Consider the following 21904-nt stretch of genomic DNA (forward strand, 5'->3'; position numbering starts at 1 on the left):
ATCTTGGCGGTACTTGGTTTATGTCTTGCTACTCATTTTGAACTATTCTGCCGCGTTAGTTGTTACTAACTGTGCTGGTATTGCGGTGGCACTAACTGACCAGTCGCTGAGAAAACGTAACCATTGTGATTTTGAATAATTATTGTCGGCCAGTAATTCGGCGGTATCTTTAGATAAAATCATTTTACCTTGTGCCGTGGAGACATACATATGCGGATAACCCAATACCGGCGGTAGTGATTTCATAAAGTCATTATTTTCATTACTGTCACTGACATTAATTTTCAGCAAAACATATTGGCTATGCAAAGCTTGATATACCTCGGGATTTTTAGCAAGAAAGCTATCCATCTTATGGCACCAACTACACCAGTTACCGCCAATTTCAATTAATACTTGGCGATTAGTCTCTTTGGCCAAAGCCAGTGCTGCTACCGCATCTTTAAAGGGGTCGCGTTGCTCATCGTATACTTTGCTGTAAGTGGGTAAGTCAGAGGCTATTGCTGTTGGTGCAGTATAAGTAGTAGCACTTACGGTAATAACAAAGCTTAAAAATAAGCTTAAACTGATAACTAAGGCGGTGATAATTTTCATGGTGCTCTCTGCTGATTTTTGGTGCTTGGGACAATTAACATGACCTTACTTTACTGAACTATATTTCAAAAAAGTCTGATAGGCATTATAATAGCGGCAATTATTTTATCCGTCTTTATATATAGGAACACTTCATGCGTCCAAGCGGCAGAACATTAGGGCAAATTCGCCCAGTAACGATTACCCGTCATTTTACCACTCATGCAGAAGGCTCAGTACTTATTGAGTTCGGCGATACTAAAGTGATTTGTACTGCTTCGGTTGAGGTTGGTGTACCACGTTTCTTAAAAGGCAAAGGTAAAGGTTGGATTACGGCGGAATACGGCATGTTACCTCGCTCTACTCATACACGTATGCGTCGTGAAGCGACTACTGGTAAGCAAAGTGGTCGTACGTTAGAAATTTCTCGCTTAATTGCGCGTGCCTTACGTGCCGCGGTTGATTTAAAAGCCTTAGGTGAAAATACCATTTCTATCGATTGTGATGTTATTCAAGCCGATGGTGGTACCCGTACTGCTGCTATTACCGGTGCTTGTGTGGCTTTAGTTGATGCACTTAACTATATGCGTGCTAAAGATATTATTAAAACGAACCCGCTAAAACATATGATCGCTGCCGTTTCTGTTGGTATTTATAAAGGTGAAGTGATTGCTGATTTAGATTACCCAGAAGATTCAGCCGCAGATACCGATATGAACGTGGTGATGACAGATACCGGTAAACTTATTGAAATACAAGGTACTGCTGAAGAAGAACCGTTTAGCTTTGAAGAGATGCAAGCCATGCTTGAATTAGCAAAAAATGGTATCAATGAATTATTTGAAATACAAAAAGCAGCATTAAGCTAAGCTGCGTTCAGTTAAGTAAACAGGAAAATAACTATGAAAGATTATCAACGCGAATTTATTGAATTTGCTATCGAAAAGCAGGTATTACGTTTTGGTGAGTTTACTTTAAAGTCTGGTCGAGTGAGCCCGTACTTTTTTAATGCTGGTATGTTTAAAACCGGTGGTGATTTAGCGCGCTTAGGTCGTTTTTATGCGGCGAGCTTAATGGACGCAAAAATTGATTTTGATGTGATTTTTGGTCCGGCTTATAAAGGTATTCCCATTGCCACTACCACGACTATTGCTCTGTACGATCACCATAATCTCGATGTACCTTATTGCTTTAACCGCAAAGAAGCCAAAACTCATGGTGAAGGTGGCTCATTAGTAGGCGCTGATCTTGAGGGTAAAATCATGCTAGTTGATGATGTTATCACTGCAGGTACTGCCATTCGTGAATCAATGGAAATCATTAAAGCACACGGCGCACAGCTTTCTGGTGTCTTGATTGCTCTTGATCGTCAAGAGAAAGGCCAGGGCGAGTTATCAGCGATTCAAGAAGTTGAACGTGATTTTGGTACGCAAGTTGCGTCGATTGTTACTTTAGGTGATGTGGTAGCTTTTCTTGAAGAAAAAGTTGCCGCGCAAGGTGCTGAGAGTTCAGAGCTAGCAGAAAACTTAGCAAGTATTAAAAAATACCGCTTAAGTTACGGTATTTAATTTTTCCGGCTTACCGTGCTTTAATGGTAAGCCGGAAAATAATGTGCATAAATTTTAACGCCTTTGCCGCATAATGCTGCAAAGGCGTTATTTTTTTGGCTACTATATGACCTTATAGCTCTGCTTGTTTATCGATAAAATAAAATTAACAGGAAATCATCATGCAATATGTTAATAAGTACACGTTATTACTACTATGGTTGGTGAGTACCTTGTCCTTTTCCCAAGGGCAACAAGATTGTCTGAGTATTCAATATGACTATGTCTCCCTAATTGAATCTGGTAAATATCGATTCTCTAATAAGGTCGCTAAGGATTCTTCAGATAAATTTTTAGCCAGTGTTAACTTTAAAAAACTATCAAGTTACCAGCAATACCTTAAGGATGCTTATCAGGTCATTGTTAATACCAACCCTAGGGCCAATATGCATTGCCCCATTGTTACAGAGACCTACCAACAGTTGGCGAAACAACATAAATGGTCAGAAATACCACAAATAAGTCAATTGGTTGCTCCGTTTGAATTAGCTCAGCCTAATAATGACAAAGCTATTTTGCTTATTCATGGCTTAACTGACTCACCGTTTTCTTTTCATGATCTTAGCCAGTTTTTCTACCAACAAGGTTTTACCGTACGTACGCTGCTATTGCCTGGGCATGGTATGGCGCCTTCAGAATTGTTGACTACTGATTATAGTGAGTGGCAACAGGCGACAAAGTTTGCCATAGAGCAAACGTTAACTGATTATCAGCAGGTGTATCTTGGTGGTTTATCTACGGGCGGGACACTTATCTTTAATTACTTGATGCAGCAAAACAGTGTTGATGAAAAAATTAAAGGTCTATTTATGTGGTCGCCTGCATCCAAGGCAAAAAGTGACCTCGCTTGGTTGGCTAAGTATATAGATGCCATTCCTTTTGTTGATTGGCTTGATCTTGATGCCGATATTGATTTTGCTAAATATGAGTCATTCCCCTATAACGCAGCCGCGCAAGTACATGCCTTAATGAGCCTTGTTGTTGGTGATCAAGCTATGGCTAGTCGAAATATGCATGATATTCCGGTCTTTGTTGTTGCCAGTGAATATGATCAAACCATAGATACTGAGTATACTCTACAGCTAGTTCAGCAGTGGCAGTTAGCATCACCGCAAGATAAAATGAAGCAAAGTGTGTTGATTTATTATGGTGATAACAACAAGCTGCCGAAAAAATTAGCTGACGTTATGACAGTGGTTGTGCCTGAATGTTCTCCGGGTAGTTTATGCCGTGACATTTTTGATGTTGCTCACATTGCGACCACTAATTCCCCTGATAATCCCCATTATGGCGTTAATGGGCGTTATAGGAATTGTGGTCATTATGTAAAAGATGCCGTTCGTTATCAGGCATGTAAACAAAATAAGCAGGTGATAAAAGGGGAGATAACTGCAATGAACCTTAATCATGAATTGCCAATACAAAGGCTGACTTACAATCCGTATTATCAGGAAATGCTTGCTGATATGACTAAGTTTTTACAGGCTACTCATTAACGTGTGTATTTCAGCCACAGTTTATAAAATACAGCATTACATGTGGCATTATTGTCCATCTTGCCATCCCTGTCACAATCAGAGCCAGTCAATGATCTAGCAACTTGTTGACCATATTTATCTTTATCTGCCTTGGATGGCGTTACGGTAATCGTCACCTTAGGTGATTGTTCAATAAAGTCTGCGACATTTTGATAGCGGGCAAACTCTTGCTGAGAAATTAAGTGACTAATATCTTGTGCCGCCAGCTTTGTTGCGCTTAAGGCAAATGACGTTAGCGTTAAACTTGCGGTCAGCAGCAGGATAAAAAAATTCATTTAAGTCACCTAATCAGTGTGGTTTTGATAGCCAGCCAGCAATGTTTGCCAGTTTTTCTCAGTAAAATTAAACTGCGTTAGCTTATTGAATTCCTTCAAAAATGAACGCTGTAAACGTGCTATATTAGCATGTTTCCATTGGGCATCAGTTGTTAAATCTGCTTTACTTTGGCGTAATTCGCCACGGTCAAAATCGATTAGAAACACCTGCTCTTTATCATCGATCAAAATATTATGGCTATTTAGGTCGTGATGATAAATACCCTGCTGATGAAAGCGTTTAATCGTGGCGCCAATACGTTGCCAAACATTATCCGCTAAGATTTTTTTACTTAATATTGCCACTAAATCTTGTGCGTTTTGAATACGGCTTGATAATAAGTCTGCTTGGTACGTTAAACCACGGCGAATAATACGATAGGCTACGGGCTCAGGTGCAGGAAGTTGTAGGGTTTGCATATGACTCAGTAAGGCAAACTCACGTGCGGCACGAGTATTTGCTAAACCGCTAAACCAGTAGCTATCGTTAATTATTTTACCCATTAAACCGCCACGGTAATAATGACGTAAGACCCAATCATGTGAAATATTATTGCTATCATTATAAGCGACAAACCAAGTGGTGCCACGCCCTTGGGCTGAGCCTGTTACTGCATTTTTTTGTTGCCAATAGCTTGGCTCAAGCATCTTGGCACTGAAATCATCAATAAGGTTTTTACTAAAAAAACCACTGACGTTACCTTGTGAAAACTTGGCAAACTGTTCGCTGCTTATCGCTTGATTCACACGTTTTATCCTCATGACTTTGCGCCGTTACTTGTTAATAACGCTTGTACTTGAGCCAAGGTTTTTTCGCTGGCGCCTTGGTTTGCTAAGACCACTTTAAGGGCATTTTCGCCCAGAGACTTTTGTCGTTCCGGCTGCTGTAATAAGACGCTAACTTCTTTGGCGAGTTGATGGCTAGGTTCATCAGCAGTTAACTCAACTATGGCATCTGCCTGCCTTAACTGCTGCATGATTTCGTTGAAGTTACTCATGTTAGGGCCAACGATGACTGGTTTATTAAATAACGCTGGCTCTAGTGGATTATGGCCACCCACGGCATTAAAGCTGCCACCCATAGTGACAATATCGCTCAACGCAAAAGCCGCCATTAATTCACCCAAGCTATCGAGTAACCATACTTGCTCATTATTAATGACAGTATTTTCACTGCGCTTAGCCAAGGATAAACCTTGCTCAAGACAAAGCTTGGCTACTTGTTCAAAGCGTTCTGGGTGGCGCGGCACTAGCACTAATAATAATCGTGGATATTGAGATAATAATGCTTTAAAAGCGGTCAATGCAATTGTCTCGTCGCCATCATGGGTGCTGGCGACTAACCAAATGGTTCTTTTTTCTTGACGCTCCTCAGTAAAAAGTAGTTTGGCTAATTCGGCCTTTTTTGCCATCACTTGAGCATTGACACTGATATCAAATTTCAAGTTGCCGCTATTTTCACAGCGACTAGCTTGCGCGCCTAGTTGCAAAAAATGGCTTAAATTTTCTTGGCTTTGTGTCAGGATTATATCGAAGTGGTTTAGGCAGGGCTTAATGAGCGGGCCAATTTTTTGGTAGCTAGTTAAGGATTTATTCGACAAGCGGCCGTTAATTAAGAGTAATTTAATGTTTTGCTGAGCACATTGGGCAATTAAGTTCGGCCATAATTCGGTTTCCATAAAAATCATCATTTTTGGTTGCAGTCTACGCAAAAACAATGCGGTGCAGGGCAATATATCTAAGGGTAAATAACCGTGTTGCACTCGATCACCAAAGAGCTTAGTGACTTGTGCTGAGCCAGTGGGAGTAAATGAAGTTATCGTAATGGCTAAATCAGGATAATTAAGTAATAATTTTTCGATAAAACTTTTGAGCGCGATAACTTCGCCAACACTGGCAGCATGAACAACAATACCACCTTGCTGGTAAGGTTTTGGAAAAAAGCCCAGTCGTTCAGCTAAGCGCTGACGATAGGCCTTATTACTTTTTGAGCGAATAAGCAAAAAAATGAGTAGCAAAGGTAGTAATAGCAAGAGTGAAATGCGGTAAAATAGCAAGGAAATCATGTCGGTGAATATTGCTCTATAATCAGTTTGTCGGTAGATTATACCAAAGGGTTTCCAAATAAGCGTTAGCAATTATGATGGTAAAAGCCATGCAGCAAAAATTAATGAAAAATGTCGGTAGCTCGAAGGTAAAACACCTTGCTTACCTGAGTATATTGATGGTTTACAGCATAGCAATGCCAGCGGATGCCAACAACCATTTGCCAGAGAGAATTATCTCCCAGGGCTTTTTATCTGACAGTATGTCAGAGGCACACAAATCTGCGAAGCAAGCTAAGATTGATCTTGCTCTTCAATACCAAGTCCAGTTTAAAGTTCGGCTCGATCGTGACTTTTTATTGGTGGCAGACTATCGCTATTTCCCGGATAAAGCGTCTGCTAAAAATATGGCCGGCGTCATTGTTTTACATGACTGTCATAGTGAACGCAGCAAATATCAAAGCTTATCGACAAGTATTGCTGAGCAAGGCTTACATACCTTATCGCTGGACTTTCGCGGTTATGGTAGCAGTGTTGCTCAGGGATATTCTGCCTTAGAGGTAAAAAAGCATGCCACTGACATTATGAGTTTTCAAACTGAAATTGCCGTGTTGATGTCCTATTGGTCAGCAGACTTAGTGGCGGCTTATAATTTTTTACGCAAAAAAGTGGATAATAGCAAAGGTATCTCAATTGTTGCTAGTGGTTGTGCGGGTACCTATGCGATAGCGTTAGCTGAAAAAGTGCACTTAAACTCTATGGTGTTATTAACGCCTGACATGTCTTATGCCGATAAAGAACGCTATAAAAATTTGGTGGATATTCCCAGTTATTTTGTTAGTTCAGCGCAGCATGCCATAAGCTATGCTACGGCACAGGAGCTCTTTGCTTGGAGTGGCGCAAGGCATTCAAAACTACAAGTGTACAAGGGAGAACGGCTAAATTATCAGCTAATTAGGGCCAATAAATATTTGGTGGATGATATAGCCCAGTGGTTGAAGCTCACTTTGCGTTAAGGCCGCCTAATCGCTTAAATAAGCGTTGGCGGTATTCAGGGCGGTGGCAAAAGGGTAGGGCTAACGCTCAAAGATGGTATCAAGAATAATAGCAGAGTTGGTTCTCTCTACGCCTTCAGTTGAGCATACTATATTGAGTACATCACTGAGTTTTTCTAGTGTGCTGGCTTGTATGGTAACCAATAAGTCATATTCGCCACTTATCGAATGGATATGACTAATTTGGTGAACTTTTCTTAAGGCGATACCAATCGTTTTTCGTAAGTTTGGCTTTACTTTTAACGAGACATTAGCAGAAATCAAGCCACTGGTATATGCGCTGCCGAGCACAACGCTGTAGCCTTTAATTACATTATTATTTTCAAGCTTATTGAGTCGATTTTGTATAGCTGTTCTAGAAACGCCTGTGGCTCTGGCGATATCTGAAATACTTGCTCTTCCATTCAGCCGTAATATTGACAGTAATTCTTCATCTTTTTCGGTTAACAAACTAAACTCCACTTTAGTAATTATAGCCGTTATCAATCAAGATGCATCTTGCCCACGCTTTGAATGATAACGGTTATATATTCATAATATAGTCATTACCTTACACTTTGACAGGTTTAGGTGTCAATTTAACTATTAAAAAGGTCATATTACCAAGTAGTGTCACTTTTATTCTAATACGATCTGGGTTGATAATATGACTATTAAACGACAATCATTATTTAAGGAATTTACATGACTGATTCTGTATCGACAAAAGATTTTTACTCGCATTTAACCGCGCAAATAGACCAAGTTAAAACAGATGGTTTATATAAAGCCGAACGTATTATTACTACTGCGCAGCAAGCGAAAATTTCCGTTGCTAGTGGTGAGCAAGTAGTTAATTTTTGTGCCAATAACTATTTAGGTTTAGCAAATCACCCTGAATTAATTGCTGCGGCAAAAACCGGCTTAGATGAACATGGCTTTGGTATGGCATCGGTACGCTTTATTTGTGGTACACAAGATATTCATAAAACCTTAGAGCAAGGTATTAGCCAATTTCTCGGTATGGAAGATACTATTTTGTACTCTTCTTGTTTTGATGCCAATGGCGGTCTATTTGAAACCTTATTAGGACCAGAAGACGCTATTATCAGTGATGCCTTAAATCATGCCTCTATTATTGATGGTGTGCGTTTATGTAAAGCTAAGCGCTTCCGTTATGCTAACAATGACATGGCGGCTTTAGAGCAAAGCCTGATTGAAGCTGATGCCGCGGGTGCACGTTTTAAATTAATTGCTACCGATGGTGTCTTCTCCATGGATGGCGTTATCGCTAACTTAAAAGGTATTTGTGATTTAGCCGATAAATACAATGCCATGGTGATGGTTGATGATTCCCATGCGGTAGGTTTTGTTGGTGAAGAAGGTCGTGGTAGTCATGAATATTGTCAGGTAATGGGTCGTGTCGATATCCTCACTGGCACTTTAGGCAAAGCTATGGGTGGCGCATCAGGTGGCTATACTTCAGCGAAAAAAGAAGTGGTTGAGTGGTTACGTCAACGTTCACGTCCTTACTTGTTTTCAAATTCACTAGCACCGGCAATTGTTAATGCGTCATTAAAAGTACTTGAATTATTAGCTGATGGTGGAGCTTTACGTAAAACCTTAAAAGATAATGCCGCATATTTCCGTAGCAATATGGAAGCCGCTGGTTTTACTTGTGCGGGTGCGGACCATGCGATTGTGCCGGTAATGCTAGGTGACGCTAAAGTTGCTAGTGCAATGGCGGAGCGTTTATTAGCGGAAGGTATTTATGTTATTGGTTTCTCTTTCCCGGTTGTACCGAAAGGGCAAGCACGTATTCGTACGCAAATTTCTGCCGCCCACAGTAAAGAGCAGTTGGACCACGCCATTGCAGCCTTTATCCGTATTGGTAAAGAGATGGCCGTTATTTAGTTAAAAGAGCCTAATTAAAGGTATCTAATTAGTACTTTTATAGCCCAATGACAATAATAGCTTGAGATTGGCTATACAACTTATCGTATGTTAAACATCACAAAGATAGAGAGCGACAATGAAAGCTTTAGCTAAATTAAAAGCAGAACCAGGCATTTGGTTAACCCAGACCGAAAAGCCGAAACTAGGTCATAACGATCTACTTATCAAAATCAAAAAAACCGCCATTTGTGGTACCGATATCCATATTTATAACTGGGATGAATGGGCACAAAAAACTATTCCTGTGCCTATGGTGGTCGGTCATGAATATGCGGGCGAAGTCGTCGGTATTGGCCAAGAAGTAAAAGGCTTTACTATTGGTGATCGTGTTTCCGGTGAAGGTCATATTACTTGTGGCCATTGTCGAAATTGCCGTGGTGGAAAAACTCACTTATGTCGTAATACCATAGGTGTTGGCGTAAATCGCGAAGGTTCATTTGCTGAATTTTTAGTGATACCTGCTTATAATGCCTTTAAATTACCGGATGAAATTTCAGATGACTTAGCGGCAATTTTCGACCCCTTTGGCAATGCAGTGCACACCGCCTTGTCATTTGATTTAGTCGGTGAAGATGTCTTGATCACAGGTGCCGGTCCTATCGGTATTATGGCGGCGGCAGTGGCCAAACATGTTGGTGCTCGCCATGTCGTTATCACAGATATTAATGAGTATCGCCTTGATCTAGCAAGAAAAATGGGCGCAACTCGTGCGGTAAATGTCAGTACAGAAAAACTAGAAGATGTCATGAGCGAATTAGGCATGAATGAAGGTTTTGATGTTGGCATGGAAATGTCAGGTGTCCCAGCAGCATTTACCAGTATGTTAGAAAATATGAATAATGGCGGTAAAATTGCCATGTTAGGTATTCCCAGTGGCGAAATGGCCATTGATTGGAGCCAAATTATCTTTAAGGGCTTAACCATTAAAGGTATTTATGGCCGTGAAATGTTTGAGACCTGGTATAAGATGGCGAGCTTGATCCAATCGGGCTTAGATCTAACACCAATTATTACTCACCATTTCAAGATTGATGACTTCCAACAAGGCTTTGATATGATGCGATCTGGTCAATCTGGCAAGGTCATTTTAGATTGGACCTAAATTGGTTATACTAGCGGTTACAAAAGCGCTACCTTAGCTGGGTAGCGTTTATATTAAGTTGAGCGAAACCAAAAAATCACTGTCATCAAGGCCGTGATTTAAATAAAGGTTAATTGAGGAATACATAGTGTCAGAGAATAGTTTTAAACATATGTCAGTCAGTGAGCTGCAAGCAGTTATGGCAGATAAGTCACATGTTGTTGTAGATATTCGAGATGAAAATTCCTTTGCCAATGGCCACATTACCGATGCGATTAATTTAACGAATGAATCAATGGCTGACTTTTTACGTACAGCAGATCTGGATGCACCGCTAGTTGTTTGCTGTTATCACGGCATTTCCAGTCAACAAGCCGCACAATTTCTCATTAGCCAAGACTTTACTGACGTCTACTCTCTTGACGGCGGCTTTACTCAATGGCAAACAGACTTTCCTGATAATATTGAGCGATAATTAGCATGACAAATGAGTCTGCTGAGAATATGGATACTTTACAGCCTCTGGTGCAAGTTAAAGATCATAATATTGCCTTATTATTTAGTAACTATTTACAATCTTTGGGTATTCAAGCGCAGCTTAAAGCAAACTCAGAGCAGGGCTATATGATTTTGTGCCCTAAGAATAAGATCTCACAAGCAAAAACAGAATTTGATGCCTTTATTTTGCAACCTTATGCTGATAAGTATCAACAAGCAGCATGGGATAGAGCTGAAACAGTCACCTTAAATGCGGATGATTTCAGTTTATTAGCTAACTTCAAAGAAAACTTTTTAGCTCATGCCGGTATTGTTACCTTAGTGATTTTTAGCCTGTGCTGGCTAGTCTTTCTAGGTAGTGAGCTGGGTTGGGCACAACAAATTTTCAATAGCTTACAGTTTTATCCGCAACTATCAGTGGATGCTTTTTTAGCAGAGCCGCTACGTTTAATTGGCCCTGCATTTTTTCATTTTTCTTGGTTGCATATTGTCTTTAATACCATGTGGTGGTGGCAGTTGGGTGGCAGTATTGAGCAAACTTTAGGTAAAAAAACACTGATAAATATACTACTTATCTCGGCGATTGTTTCTAACCTAGGCCAATATTTAGTCTCAGGGGCTAATTTTGGTGGCTTATCTGGCGTGGTCTATGCGCTGGTGGGTTTTGTCTGGTGGTTTGGCTATTTAGCACCAGAGCGCGGCTTGTCGCTGGCTAAACCTTTGGTTGGTTTTTTACTGTTCTGGTTGCTGCTTGGTTTTGTCGACTTACTACCAGTTAATGTTGCTAACACTGCGCATTTGTTGGGCTTATTGTCAGGGTGTTTTTTAGCGTTAGTTACCGTGAAAGTCATCGGTATCAAGGTTAAAAAATAACGATACAGCTTATATTTACTCGCTCTCAGCGCTTCACTTACTAAGAGATTACTCTTGCTGGCGCTTGGCTTAAATTAGTTATCTAACCATTGGGTAAAGAGTAATTTTTTAATCAGTGGTTGGCCGGTCTCTTTAATAAGTAACTCTTTTACTTGCTCTTCACACTGCAACAGAATTTCGGCTCGGCCTTTTATTGATTTCACTTTTGCTTCAGATTGCTGACCAATAATATTGATGATGGCGTCGCGTAATAAAGGCGCATGGTGTTCTACTATGCTTAAGTCATCACCTGCAACCATCAACTCTACCGTTAAGCGAACATAACCCATTTTCTTTTTCACCGCGACATAATTGGTGACAATGTCAGGTTCAAAACCATAGTAAGCATAATCGCTGGCATTGGCTCGAGAGAAGCTAGTGCATAATGTCAGTAAAAAAGAACAGAGAATTAAGGTTTTAAACATAAAATAACAGTCGGTTGAGTATGATTGAACTTATCCTTATCATAACCCGATTTTATTTTTTTTCCTTATTATTTTGATAAATGTAGCGTTTTTTTATTTCATTGATTGAGATAAATGAGATTACTGTTTAGGTCTGCTACTATAGCTACGATCTTATACCTGTGCATCTTGAAGTAGAGCGGGTATCTAGCAAATAAATTAGTACCCTTGTTATTAACACCCTATTATCTATAAAGTAAATTCATGCAGCACAAAACAGATAACTTTCCGATAACCTTTCCGGTAACCTTATCGGGTCAATGGCAATCGCCTAGCGCTGGGAGCTTCTCTGAGTTGTCAGTGCCCCTAAAAGATTGGTTGCTTGATGAAGGTTCACTGACAGCTCGTTTAAAAAATCGTGGTAAAGACTTTAAAGTGAAGGTGATTGGTGAGCAAGAGCAATTATGTTCAGCAGCAGAAGCGGGTGACTTTATTAAAGTAGGTGAGCCTGTTTTAGTACGGGAAGTCATTTTATATTGCGACAATGTGCCACAGGTTTTTGCCCGCAGTTTATTGCCTTTAGCTAGCTTGACCGGTAAAGAGCAAGTGTTGGCAAATTTAGGTGAGCAACCCTTAGGGCAAGTACTGTTTAATAACCCGACATTACAACGTCTAGGATTAGAGCTCTCCGCTTTTGCTAGTGATTCTAGTGTTGCCATCTTAGCCGTTAAATTAGCAACCACACTATCTAATCGCTCATCGGATAAAGTACCACTAATACCAGAGCAAGAGTTATGGGGACGACGTTCCATCTTTATGGTGGCTGATAAACCCTTGATGGTCGCTGAGGTGTTTTTACCCGAGGCATTTGCTTATCAAAAAACAGCAGTACCGAAGGCATTAAACCAAGAAAGCTTATAAACAAAACTATTAAACGAAACTATTAAAAGAAACAGATAAATGCTGAAAAAAATTCAACAAAAATGGTTAGCAATTAAGTTAATTACCCGCATGGATAAACCTATTGGTACCTATCTACTATTATGGCCAACGTATTGGGCCTTATGGATTGCTAGTGATGGCTGGCCTAACATGCATCTACTGTTGATTTTTAGCCTAGGTGTTTTTATCATGCGTAGCGCGGGTTGTGTGATCAATGATTACGCCGATCGAAAAATAGATGGCCAGGTTGCCCGCACTAAAAATAGACCGCTTGTTAATGGCATGATGACCAGTAAAGAGGCCATTACTGTATTCGGTCTATTAATTGGCATGGCACTTGGCTTAGTGCTTACCCTTAGTTGGACCACTATTTACCTCTCTGTTGTTGCGGTGTTTTTAGCTGCGCTCTATCCCTTTATGAAGCGCTATACCCAGTTTCCCCAAGTATTTCTTGGTGCCGCCTTTGGCTGGGGCATGATCATGGCATTTTCAGAGGTACAAGGTCAGATACCGTTAGTTGCTTGGTTACTTTTTTCGGCTAACCTCTGTTGGACCGTTGCTTACGATACCATATACGCTATGGTCGATAGAGATGATGATGTTAAAATAGGGGTGAAGTCGACCGCTATTTTATTTAGCGATAACGATAAACGTATTATCGGGTTTTTACAGTTAATGACCTTGGCTTTATTGTGGACAGTAGGTGATATTTTAGCTTTTGGTTGGCCATATCAGTTGTCTCTTATTGTGGCTGCAGGCTTATTTAGCTATCAACAGCTATTGATTGTTAATAGAGATCGCGATGCCTGTTTGCAAGCTTTTTTGCATAACCATTGGGTAGGTTTGATTGTCTTTGTCGGAATATCCATTGAGTATTTATAGTTTTTCATTACGTTAGTTAAACAATTGAACAAACTTATCAAAGGGTAGCGGTTTACTAAAATAATAACCTTGGTATTGATAACAACCAAGGTCCTTTAAACAATTGAGCTCTGCCACTGTTTCAACTCCTTCAGCTAAAATGTCCATTTTAAGGGTTTTGCCTAAGCTAATAATCATACTGGCATTGGCGGCACTTGCACTGCTTTGCTCTATATTGGCAACAAAAGAACGATCTATTTTCAATAAACTGGCGGTAATACGCTTCAAGTAGGTAAGCGAGGAGTATCCAGTACCAACATCATCAATGCTACAATCAATAGAGTTTGCTTTAAGCTCGGCAATTAACTTGATTGAATCTTCGATATTTTCTACCAAAAGGTTTTCGGTTAGCTCTAATGCTAAACGTTCCGCTGGAATATCATTGAGCTTGATAGCGCGCATTATCTTGTCTTGAAAGTCATGCTGAATTAATTGTTTGGCGCTGACGTTTATGGCTATTTTCTTAAAGGTCTGTGGCAGTGGCAATCGCTCAAGCTTTTTAATGTCACGACAAGCTTGCTCTAATACCCATTGGCCAATAGCGAGAATTAAATCACTTTCTTCAGCAATAGGGATATAAACCGATGGCGATTCCATCCCATGAACAGGATGTTGCCACCTTAATAGCGCTTCGGCGCCAATAATGTCACCATAATGATTATATTGCGCTTGGTAATATAATTTAAAGTCGCCATTTTCTAGCCCTTGCTTCATATCATCGACATAAGCTAAGCGCCTTTTTATTTTTTCAGACATAGTCTTCTGGTATTGTTTACCCTGTTTACTTTTAGCACGCTTAGCTTCGTACATGGCAATATCGGCAAACTTAATGAGATTATTCACTGTACTGCTTTGTAACGGAAATAGCGCATAACCAATACTACAACTGAACTTATATGAGTTAGCATCAATAACAAAAGGTATTACCAGTAATTGATTAATCTGGGTAATTATGTCTTTGATATCATCTTGATAGTTGTGGTTAAGGTTCTTGATGATAATGATAAATTCATCACCACCAAAGCGACCCACATCAATATGTTCACTTGTTAAGGAATGCAGTCGGTTGGCCAGGGTGAGTAATATTTTATCGCCGACAGTATGACCCATAGCATCATTTATTGGTTTAAAACGATAGAGGTCTAGAAAAATGATGGTGCCAATTTTTTTATTGCGATGAGCATCGTCGATGGCATTGCTTAGTAAATGATTAATATGTTGGCGATTGAATAAACCGGTTAAACCGTCGTGTTGTGCTTGAAAGGCAATTTTTTCCTCAATGAGTTGTCTTGAATGTACTTCTTTAACAAGAGAGTCGTGCACTAGTGAGGTATAACAACTTGTGGCGAGTTTTTGTAAAATGGGGAATAACGCCTTTTGCACTTCATCAGCCAAGGTATAATGGGTTTCAAAAATAAGTAAGCCATGTTCAGGAATGATAAAACCAAACAGATACTGACCATTTTCACATTGAAAAGAAATATTGTGCTGAGCCTGGTTAAGTTGCTGGGCAAAGTCGGTTAGTACAGGATTTTTCTGCCATGTTAGCCATTTTTATTTTAGGCTTATTTATCGACTTTTTAGTGGTACCTATTTTACTGCCGGTCGCTATTGCCTTAGATATTAACCTAGTCTGGTTTGTCATTCTTATTTCGATGAATTTACAAACCTCGTTTTTAACACCGCCCTTTGGTTTTAGTCTCTTTTACTTAAAAGGCGTGGCGCCTAAATGGATGAAAACGACGACCATTTATAAAGGTGTTGTGCCCTTTATTTTAATGCAAATCATGGTGTTGTTATTGGTGATACTATTTCCGGAGCATTTTATTATTTCTTAGCGAGCTAAAATAGCTCAGTAAGGTTACTGAGCTTAGGATAATTTAATTAATAATAAGTTGTTAACGTTTTCCTAGGCTCTTTACGGGATTTACTAGTTAGTCGATAAATAGCTACAGTTAAACGTCAAATTTTCATGTTAACAATTGTTTTTTATTTATTTTGCTTAGTTTGGTGAATGACTTCCACATTGAATAATCAGTAATGTTGATATATATTTTATATATTCCTTAACCGTTGGTTGTTTGTTGTATGCTTTTAGTACAATGTAAAAATTATTTATGCTTTGTTTTTTTTGCTCTTGCCTTTCATGCCGCAGCAAATGAAGCTGGTAATGACAAATTACAATTTAGTGGCTTTGCTACGCTCGGAGCTGTTTATTCTGACTCTGATCACCATGGCTATCGAAAAAATGTCGGCTCAGACAATGCTGTTTATTCAGGTGATATTGATTTTAAGCAGCACTCTTTGCTTGGTTTGCAAGCAAACTGGAATATTTCGTCAAGTTTTGATGTTGTATATCAAGGTGTGCTCAGAGATTTAGTTAAACCCTCATTTGATAGGTATACCACGCTGGCTTTTTTACGTTATGAAGTGAATGCCAATTGGAGTGTTAGACTTGGCCGGACAGCACCGGATATTTTTTTACTGACCGAATACCGTGATGTCGACTTCTCTTATATTTGGGCCACTGCTCCTAATGAAGTCTACGGTATTATCCCTTATCGCAGTATTGATGGGCTTGATGTTACCTATAGCCAAAGAGCTTTAGGTGGGGTCTTTACCACAAAGCTATTTACCGGTGCAAGTGAAGCTGAAATTTCTGCAAATTCAGTCGTTGAAGAGATTAAAATTGAGGATATTATCGGCATTTCGCTCTCATTTGATCACTTTAACTGGATAGTACATGCAAAACATAGCCAAGTTAATATTGCCAATGAACCTAAAATTAACGCTTTGTTAGCGGCGAGCATTAGTCAAATCCCCGATTTTTTATGGCCTAATTCAGATGTATTTGCTCAGTCAATACTGATGGAGGGGCAAGAGGTAAACTATTCATCAATCAGTGGTCAATATCAGTGGCAACATTGGTTGGCATCAGCCGAGTTGTCACATATTAACTCAGCAAGTGAAGTCATTCCGAAAGTAATCAGCGGTTATGTGGCCCTATCATACCAATTAGAGGCTCACCAATTTTATAGTATTTATGCTGCTACTGACTCTAACAATTATATTTTTTCTGAGTCCGGAGTCAATGAACAGGCACTAGAAGAAATTATTCATGGCACTACGTCAATGATGAATTTCTATGCTAGCAACCAGCAAACAATATCCTTAGGTTGGCGTTGGGATATTAGCAGTTATATGGCCTCATCGTTACAATGGAATTACACTCGTATAGATGACGGTGGTGGTACCTTGTGGCTAAATGAAGCGGCTCACCATAATGTAGCAGAAGATATTAATACCGTTTTACTGACTTTGAGTTTGGTTTTCTGATGAATAAACTCCCTCAAACTATCATCATATTAATGCTGGCACTATTGAGTGTGATAGTTCAGGCACAAGAACCTATTGCTGTGGTGGTTAACAAGATCAATCCTGTTGATGAATTATCCCGCTCTGAACTGATTGATTTATTTATGGGGAAATATGTGGCCTTTCCTAATGATAGTAAGGCTATCCCGGTTGAGCTTAAGGGCGATCATGCGATCAAAGTTAAGTTTTATAAAAATCTTGTTGGTATGCCTTTATCTCGCGTTAACGCCTATTGGTCTAGATTACGTTTTACTGGTAGAAAGCGCGCCGCGGTATTTCAGTCAAATGAAGATGACCTCATTGCTTTTATTATAGCGAATGAACAAGCGATTGGTTATGTACCGCAGTCACTTATCACAGATGATTTAAAGGTGGTTTATATTTTAAATGAATAAATCGGGCTTAGTTATTCGATTGGCAGTCGTTATTGTCTTTACAGCCGTTATTGTTGGGTTTATTACTACCCAGCTTTTCTATCGTTATACCTTTCTTAACGAGCAACGACTGGGAGAACAAAGTATTAAGCAATTGTATAACACGGTTTCCCCGACGGCCTCTATTGCCAGTTATTTAGGTGATGAAGAACTAGCGAAAGAGGTTATTAATGGCTTGATTAGTAATGATCTTATCACTGCTGCCGCGATTAAAACCGATGTGCTTATGGTGAAAAGTGATAACTATCAAGAGTCGGCAGCTATGCTTAAATTTATCTTGTTTTCGCCTTTTCAACCAGAACGCAGTGTCGGCGTACTTTTTGTCAAAGCAAATGAAAAATACCTCGTTGAAAAAGCCAATAATATAAGTGCTACTAATACTATAGTGGTCGCGGTTGAAGCCTTAATTATCACTATTATTTCAATTTTTGTTACTTATTATGTTATTACCCGCCCTATTTTAAATATTAGCAAAGCATTGCATGTCATCAGCCCAGGAACGCGAGAACGAATAAATAAACCTTTATCACATCAAAAGAGTGAAATAGGTCAATTAGCGGATGATGTAAATAGTTTATTAGCAAAAGCCGAGCAACAAATGCTTAGAGAAAAAAGCCTTAGAAATGAAGTACAAGTCTTAGAGTCAAGATTTAGAATGCTATTTGAAAATGCAACTTCAGCAATAGTGTTGGTTGAGCCGCAGGGAGACATTCTACTTTATAATCAAACATTTGAACAGCTGATTGAAAAGCTTAAACTGCCATTGAAAAAGAATTATGGTAACTATTTGCAAGATCTTTTTATCATGAAAAAAGATCTGCATGAACAGATTCGTATTGCTTTTACTAATGATGAGTCAGCCGTGGCAGAGCTAGAATTAATATCGTATCAAGAAGAAAAAATTTGGGTACAAATAGTGGTGACTCAGCTAATAACCGATGACTTTCAAGAAAACTATCAAATCACCTTACATGACATTTCCAAGCGTAAACAACAAATATCATTACTTGCTCAAAAAGCCAATTATGATAGCTTAACCAAGTTACTTAATCGCCAAGCGGCAGAGCAGCATTTAAAACAACTAATATTCTCTAGAGTACCTTTCGCGCTGATAATGATGGACTTGAATGATTTTAAACCGATAAATGATATCTTTGGCCATGATGCGGGTGATGAAGTACTGATTCATGTTGCAGGTAAGTTAATGAAAAGCCTGAGAAAAGACGACATCCTATCACGCTGGGGCGGCGATGAGTTTGTAATTATTTTGCCTAATGCTCTTCAAAAAGAGGTGACTAATGTCTGTGAGAAATTGGTTGCACAGTTGAGTAAACCTTATCATTTATCCCAGTACAATAAGAGTGTTTGTGTTACAGCAAGTATGGGGGTTAGTTTTTATCCAGACGATAAATTGGAGTTATTAGAGCTCATTAGAGCGGCAGATAAAGCCATGTATCAAGTAAAAAAAGAAAAATCGATCAACAAAGAGCTGTATTTAGCCTTTAGTAGTGATCTTGCTAAGCAAGCCAATGATGGCACGTCAGCATAATGGCAGTAACTGGGCGTTCTTCAATAATACTATTTTCACAACAGGCAAAAGTTCATCGACTTAAATTAACGCTGAAAATTTTGCTGACTATTTTTATGCTGCTATTGCTTAGCGAACTATTTTTTAATGGTCAATCGGTGTTAGCTTTTGCCATGTTTTCATCGATTAGCCTGTTAGTGGTGTTTTACTATTGGGCTTCTGCCGATACCTGCAGCGTTATATCTGGCATGGTGTTATGGTCTATTGCCGTATTTATTACTTACGCTTGTTGGCTGGGTGAAGGTATCTTTGATGCGGCGGTATTAGCGTTTCCTTGCCTCTTGATGTTAGCTATAGTTCTATCCGGTAAGCTGATTTTTATTTCATTGTTTGTCTATCTTGTAAGTGCTTTATGTTTCTTTACTTTGGCCCATAAACAGGGGTTTTTAGTGGCTAGCGGACTGTTTGATACGTTACCCATGTGGGGGCGTGTCTTTAGTTATGTGGTCATGTTGACCTTCTTTTCGGTCGGGGTTTTTTATATGTTTGCCGATATAAGAAAAAGGTTCAAATACATTTTACAAAAGAATGCTGAGCTTGAATTAGCCATTGCTCAATTAAGAAAAAGTAGTCGCTTTGATCAACTCACGCAATTACCCAATGAAAATGCTTGTAAAACTGATCTTGCACAAAAGCTCAAGCAACAAAAATCGTCAGGTCATCTCTTAGCTTTTATTACCTTGAATGTGGGTAATTTACACTTAATTAAGATGAACTATAGCCATAATATCTGTGATGAAACACTTAAACTCCTGGCAAAAAGATTGCTGTCTTTTGCCAATGACAAGACAGTTGTCTATCGGTTTCAACAAAATGAATTTGTTATTTTAAAACACTCCATTGATTATCGTGGTATCAGTAAATTTGCGGAGCAAATGCAGCAAGTTTGTTCCCAAAGTTATCATGTCACTGACTTTGAAGTTGCGCTGCAACCTGATATTGGCATTGCTCTTGCTCCTTTTGATGGTAGTACTATGGCAGAGTTGCGGCATAACTCTCACTTAGCCATGCATGCTAAGGGCGAAGAGGGTAAAGCTGATTTTAGTTTCTTTGACCGAGTGATGGCGGTGCAAGAGCAAGAAAAGCTGCAACTAACTAAAGCGTTAAAAAAGGCCATTAGTAATAATGAGTTAGTTGTCCACTTTCAGCCAAAAATAGACTTAGCTACCGATCAAATAACCGGTGCCGAGGCTTTAGTACGCTGGCTTAGTCCAGAGCATGGCTTAGTACCGCCAACGATCTTTATTCCTTTAGCGGAGCAATCAGGAGTAATAACTGATATAACTCAATGGGTTATAGAGCAATCAGTTGCCGCGTGCAAGCAATGGCATCAGTTAGGTTTTAATAAGTTATCTATTGCGGTGAATTTATCCGCGGAAGATTTTAAACGCGGTAACCTATCAACACATACCCTGAGTGCTCTTACTAAGGTTAACCTAGCGGCACATTTTTTAGAGCTAGAACTGACTGAATCCATGTTGATGGATGATATCAATTATATTCAAAAACAAATTAATGAGTTGCGCTCTTTTGGTATTTCATTTGCCATTGATGATTTTGGTACTGGCTATTCTAATCTAGGTTATTTAACAAAATTTAATGTCTGTACACTTAAGTTAGACCGTTCTTTTGTTAAAAATATCTGTCATTCAACTAATGAACTACAGATTGTTAAAGCGATAATAGGCATGAGTAAAAGTTTGAGCATTACCAATGTCGCTGAGGGCATTGAAGATAAAGCAACCGCAGAGTTACTGGCAGAACTAGGCTGTGATATGGGCCAGGGTTACTTCTGGTCTGAACCGGTAGTACAGCAAGAATTTATTGCTTTATTAGTAAAAAAACAGCCCCTGGGTGTTAGCGTTTAATTGGCAGTTTAGCTTGTACCTTCTGCATATGTTCTCGAAAACTCGTATCGAATTTACTTTCCCCACAAGCAAAGTATGAAGTTGTTGCTTCAATTGGGCTACCGATCATTTGCTCCGTCACCATAGTGCAGCTACCGTTGTCATGTTTAGTAATACGGGTGTTATTAGAAACACTGGTATTTAGCTTATGTTTTTGATCGCGAGTCAAAGGAACCACAGTATGAGGCACGGGAAAGGGCTCACCATGCATGATGGAAGCGGAACGCTTTTGTGTTAGCTCAGCAAAAGCTTGTTCTTGTTGCTGATTGGCAAGCTTGTTTCGTAATCGTGTTAAGCGATCATAACTTGAAAAACTGCCTTGGCTTACACTTGGCACTTTATTTTCAGTTGTCGAAGTTTCATTTTTAACGGCATTAGTAACCTGTGTAGACAAGGTCTTAGTGACCGGTTCTTTAGCTACTAGCGGCTTGGAATTCTTCTGTTCGGACGCTAAATTTTCTGCTATTAACTTTTTTACGGCAGCCTTTTTCGGCGGCTTTATTTTAGTAACAATGTTATCAGTGGAGTCTTTGCTTACTACGTTTTTTTTAGTGGTAACTGTCTTAGCTTTGTTTAGCTTGGGTTTGAATACCTTGGGGGCAGTGTACAAAAAACTTTTGATAACGGTGACCTTAGGCTTATTTTTCTTGATAGCTTTAGGTTGTTTATTTGCACTATAGATTAATGCCAATAACACTAATACATGCAGTAGTACTGATATCACAATGGCAGTGTAAGATCCCTTTATCACAGAATATTCAGTACTTTTGTTGGT

Annotated in this window: 22 protein-coding genes and 1 pseudogene; 15 read left to right on the plus strand and 8 right to left on the minus strand. The window is 39.4% G+C overall.

The window, feature by feature from the left end:
• Positions 1-42: 42 nt before the first annotated feature.
• Positions 43-594 carry a thioredoxin family protein gene (locus ASU03_RS00255; protein WP_057829910.1) on the minus strand — a complete coding sequence of 184 codons (552 nt, stop codon included), beginning with the start codon at positions 592-594 and terminating at the stop codon, positions 43-45.
• A 134-nt stretch (positions 595-728) separates the two neighbouring features.
• On the opposite strand from ASU03_RS00255, the gene rph reads away from it, so the two are divergent.
• The 3 genes from rph to ASU03_RS00270 all read left to right on the plus strand — a co-directional run bounded on the left by rph (position 729) and on the right by ASU03_RS00270 (position 3676).
• Positions 729-1442: a ribonuclease PH gene (gene rph / locus ASU03_RS00260; RefSeq protein ID WP_057829911.1), complete on the plus strand. Its 714-nt coding sequence runs from the start codon at positions 729-731 to the stop codon at positions 1440-1442.
• A gap of 33 nt (positions 1443-1475) precedes the next feature.
• Positions 1476-2141, plus strand: coding sequence for an orotate phosphoribosyltransferase (gene pyrE / locus ASU03_RS00265; protein ID WP_057179211.1), 666 nt, complete (start codon positions 1476-1478; stop codon positions 2139-2141).
• A 161-nt stretch (positions 2142-2302) separates the two neighbouring features.
• Positions 2303-3676, plus strand: coding sequence for an alpha/beta hydrolase (locus ASU03_RS00270; protein WP_057829912.1), 1374 nt, complete (start codon positions 2303-2305; stop codon positions 3674-3676).
• Here the strand turns inward: ASU03_RS00270 and ASU03_RS00275 are convergent.
• From ASU03_RS00275 to waaA, 3 genes are read right to left on the minus strand one after another with little or no spacing between them, the layout of a single operon-like run.
• A complete protein-coding gene (locus ASU03_RS00275) occupies positions 3673-3993 on the minus strand; it encodes a hypothetical protein (RefSeq protein WP_057829913.1) in 321 nt (106 codons plus the stop codon). The genes ASU03_RS00270 and ASU03_RS00275 overlap by 4 nt on opposite strands.
• A gap of 9 nt (positions 3994-4002) precedes the next feature.
• Positions 4003-4779, minus strand: coding sequence for a 3-deoxy-D-manno-octulosonic acid kinase (locus ASU03_RS00280; RefSeq protein ID WP_057830097.1), 777 nt, complete (start codon positions 4777-4779; stop codon positions 4003-4005).
• Positions 4780-4790: 11 nt separating this feature from the next.
• Positions 4791-6098: a lipid IV(A) 3-deoxy-D-manno-octulosonic acid transferase gene (waaA, locus tag ASU03_RS00285; protein ID WP_057829914.1), complete on the minus strand. Its 1308-nt coding sequence runs from the start codon at positions 6096-6098 to the stop codon at positions 4791-4793.
• Between the two features lie 89 nt (positions 6099-6187).
• On the opposite strand from waaA, the gene ASU03_RS00290 reads away from it, so the two are divergent.
• On the plus strand, positions 6188-7093 hold the full coding sequence (locus ASU03_RS00290; protein ID WP_157465773.1) for a hypothetical protein: 906 nt from the start codon (positions 6188-6190) through the stop codon (positions 7091-7093).
• 60 nt (positions 7094-7153) lie between these two features.
• Here ASU03_RS00290 and ASU03_RS00295 read toward each other — a convergent pair whose 3' ends face one another.
• Positions 7154-7582 (minus strand): Lrp/AsnC family transcriptional regulator, encoded by a 429-nt coding sequence (locus ASU03_RS00295; protein ID WP_057830098.1) that lies wholly within the window; start codon positions 7580-7582, stop codon positions 7154-7156.
• 234 nt (positions 7583-7816) lie between these two features.
• On the opposite strand from ASU03_RS00295, the gene ASU03_RS00300 reads away from it, so the two are divergent.
• The 4 genes from ASU03_RS00300 to glpG all read left to right on the plus strand — a co-directional run bounded on the left by ASU03_RS00300 (position 7817) and on the right by glpG (position 11519).
• Complete coding sequence (locus tag ASU03_RS00300) at positions 7817-9025, plus strand: glycine C-acetyltransferase (protein WP_057829916.1); 1209 nt, start codon at positions 7817-7819, stop codon at positions 9023-9025.
• Positions 9026-9143: 118 nt separating this feature from the next.
• Positions 9144-10169, plus strand: coding sequence for an L-threonine 3-dehydrogenase (tdh, locus tag ASU03_RS00305; protein ID WP_057829917.1), 1026 nt, complete (start codon positions 9144-9146; stop codon positions 10167-10169).
• A gap of 127 nt (positions 10170-10296) precedes the next feature.
• On the plus strand, positions 10297-10623 hold the full coding sequence (gene glpE, locus ASU03_RS00310) for a thiosulfate sulfurtransferase GlpE (protein WP_082627074.1): 327 nt from the start codon (positions 10297-10299) through the stop codon (positions 10621-10623).
• Between the two features lie 5 nt (positions 10624-10628).
• Complete coding sequence (gene glpG / locus ASU03_RS00315) at positions 10629-11519, plus strand: rhomboid family intramembrane serine protease GlpG (protein ID WP_057829918.1); 891 nt, start codon at positions 10629-10631, stop codon at positions 11517-11519.
• A 74-nt stretch (positions 11520-11593) separates the two neighbouring features.
• On the opposite strand, the gene ASU03_RS00320 is transcribed toward glpG, so the two are convergent.
• Positions 11594-11983 carry a flagellar basal body-associated protein FliL gene (locus ASU03_RS00320; protein ID WP_057829919.1) on the minus strand — a complete coding sequence of 130 codons (390 nt, stop codon included), beginning with the start codon at positions 11981-11983 and terminating at the stop codon, positions 11594-11596.
• Positions 11984-12226: 243 nt separating this feature from the next.
• Between ASU03_RS00320 and ASU03_RS00325 the strand changes: the two genes are divergently transcribed.
• Positions 12227-12883, plus strand: a complete 657-nt coding sequence (locus tag ASU03_RS00325; protein WP_057829920.1) for a chorismate--pyruvate lyase family protein — start codon at positions 12227-12229, stop codon at positions 12881-12883.
• 39 nt (positions 12884-12922) lie between these two features.
• Complete coding sequence (gene ubiA / locus ASU03_RS00330; RefSeq protein WP_057829921.1) at positions 12923-13786, plus strand: 4-hydroxybenzoate octaprenyltransferase; 864 nt, start codon at positions 12923-12925, stop codon at positions 13784-13786.
• A gap of 12 nt (positions 13787-13798) precedes the next feature.
• On the opposite strand, the gene ASU03_RS00335 is transcribed toward ubiA, so the two are convergent.
• Positions 13799-15220 carry a putative bifunctional diguanylate cyclase/phosphodiesterase gene (locus ASU03_RS00335; protein ID WP_057829922.1) on the minus strand — a complete coding sequence of 474 codons (1422 nt, stop codon included), beginning with the start codon at positions 15218-15220 and terminating at the stop codon, positions 13799-13801.
• 143 nt (positions 15221-15363) lie between these two features.
• Here ASU03_RS00335 and ASU03_RS00340 point away from each other — a divergent pair.
• The 5 genes and pseudogenes from ASU03_RS00340 to ASU03_RS00360 all read left to right on the plus strand — a co-directional run.
• Positions 15364-15663 (plus strand): annotated as a pseudogene (locus ASU03_RS00340) (TRAP transporter large permease subunit); the annotation flags it as partial.
• Between the two features lie 250 nt (positions 15664-15913).
• The gene (locus tag ASU03_RS00345) at positions 15914-17161 is read left to right on the plus strand and encodes a hypothetical protein (protein ID WP_057829924.1); all 1248 of its coding nucleotides are present in this window, start codon (positions 15914-15916) and stop codon (positions 17159-17161) included.
• Entirely contained in the window at positions 17161-17595 is a 435-nt protein-coding gene (locus ASU03_RS00350) for a hypothetical protein (RefSeq protein ID WP_057829925.1), read from the plus strand. Before ASU03_RS00345 ends, ASU03_RS00350 begins: the two co-directional genes overlap by 1 nt.
• Positions 17588-19183 carry a sensor domain-containing diguanylate cyclase gene (locus tag ASU03_RS00355; RefSeq protein ID WP_057829926.1) on the plus strand — a complete coding sequence of 532 codons (1596 nt, stop codon included), beginning with the start codon at positions 17588-17590 and terminating at the stop codon, positions 19181-19183. The genes ASU03_RS00350 and ASU03_RS00355 overlap by 8 nt, the downstream gene beginning before the upstream one ends.
• Positions 19183-21090: a putative bifunctional diguanylate cyclase/phosphodiesterase gene (locus tag ASU03_RS00360; protein WP_157465775.1), complete on the plus strand. Its 1908-nt coding sequence runs from the start codon at positions 19183-19185 to the stop codon at positions 21088-21090. The genes ASU03_RS00355 and ASU03_RS00360 overlap by 1 nt, the downstream gene beginning before the upstream one ends.
• On the opposite strand, the gene ASU03_RS00365 is transcribed toward ASU03_RS00360, so the two are convergent.
• A complete protein-coding gene (locus ASU03_RS00365; protein WP_231731450.1) occupies positions 21080-21853 on the minus strand; it encodes a hypothetical protein in 774 nt (257 codons plus the stop codon). The genes ASU03_RS00360 and ASU03_RS00365 overlap by 11 nt on opposite strands.
• Positions 21854-21904: the final 51 nt, after the last annotated feature.

The sequence above is a fragment of the Colwellia sp. TT2012 genome (assembly GCF_001440345.1).
GTDB lineage: Bacteria > Pseudomonadota > Gammaproteobacteria > Enterobacterales > Alteromonadaceae > Colwellia.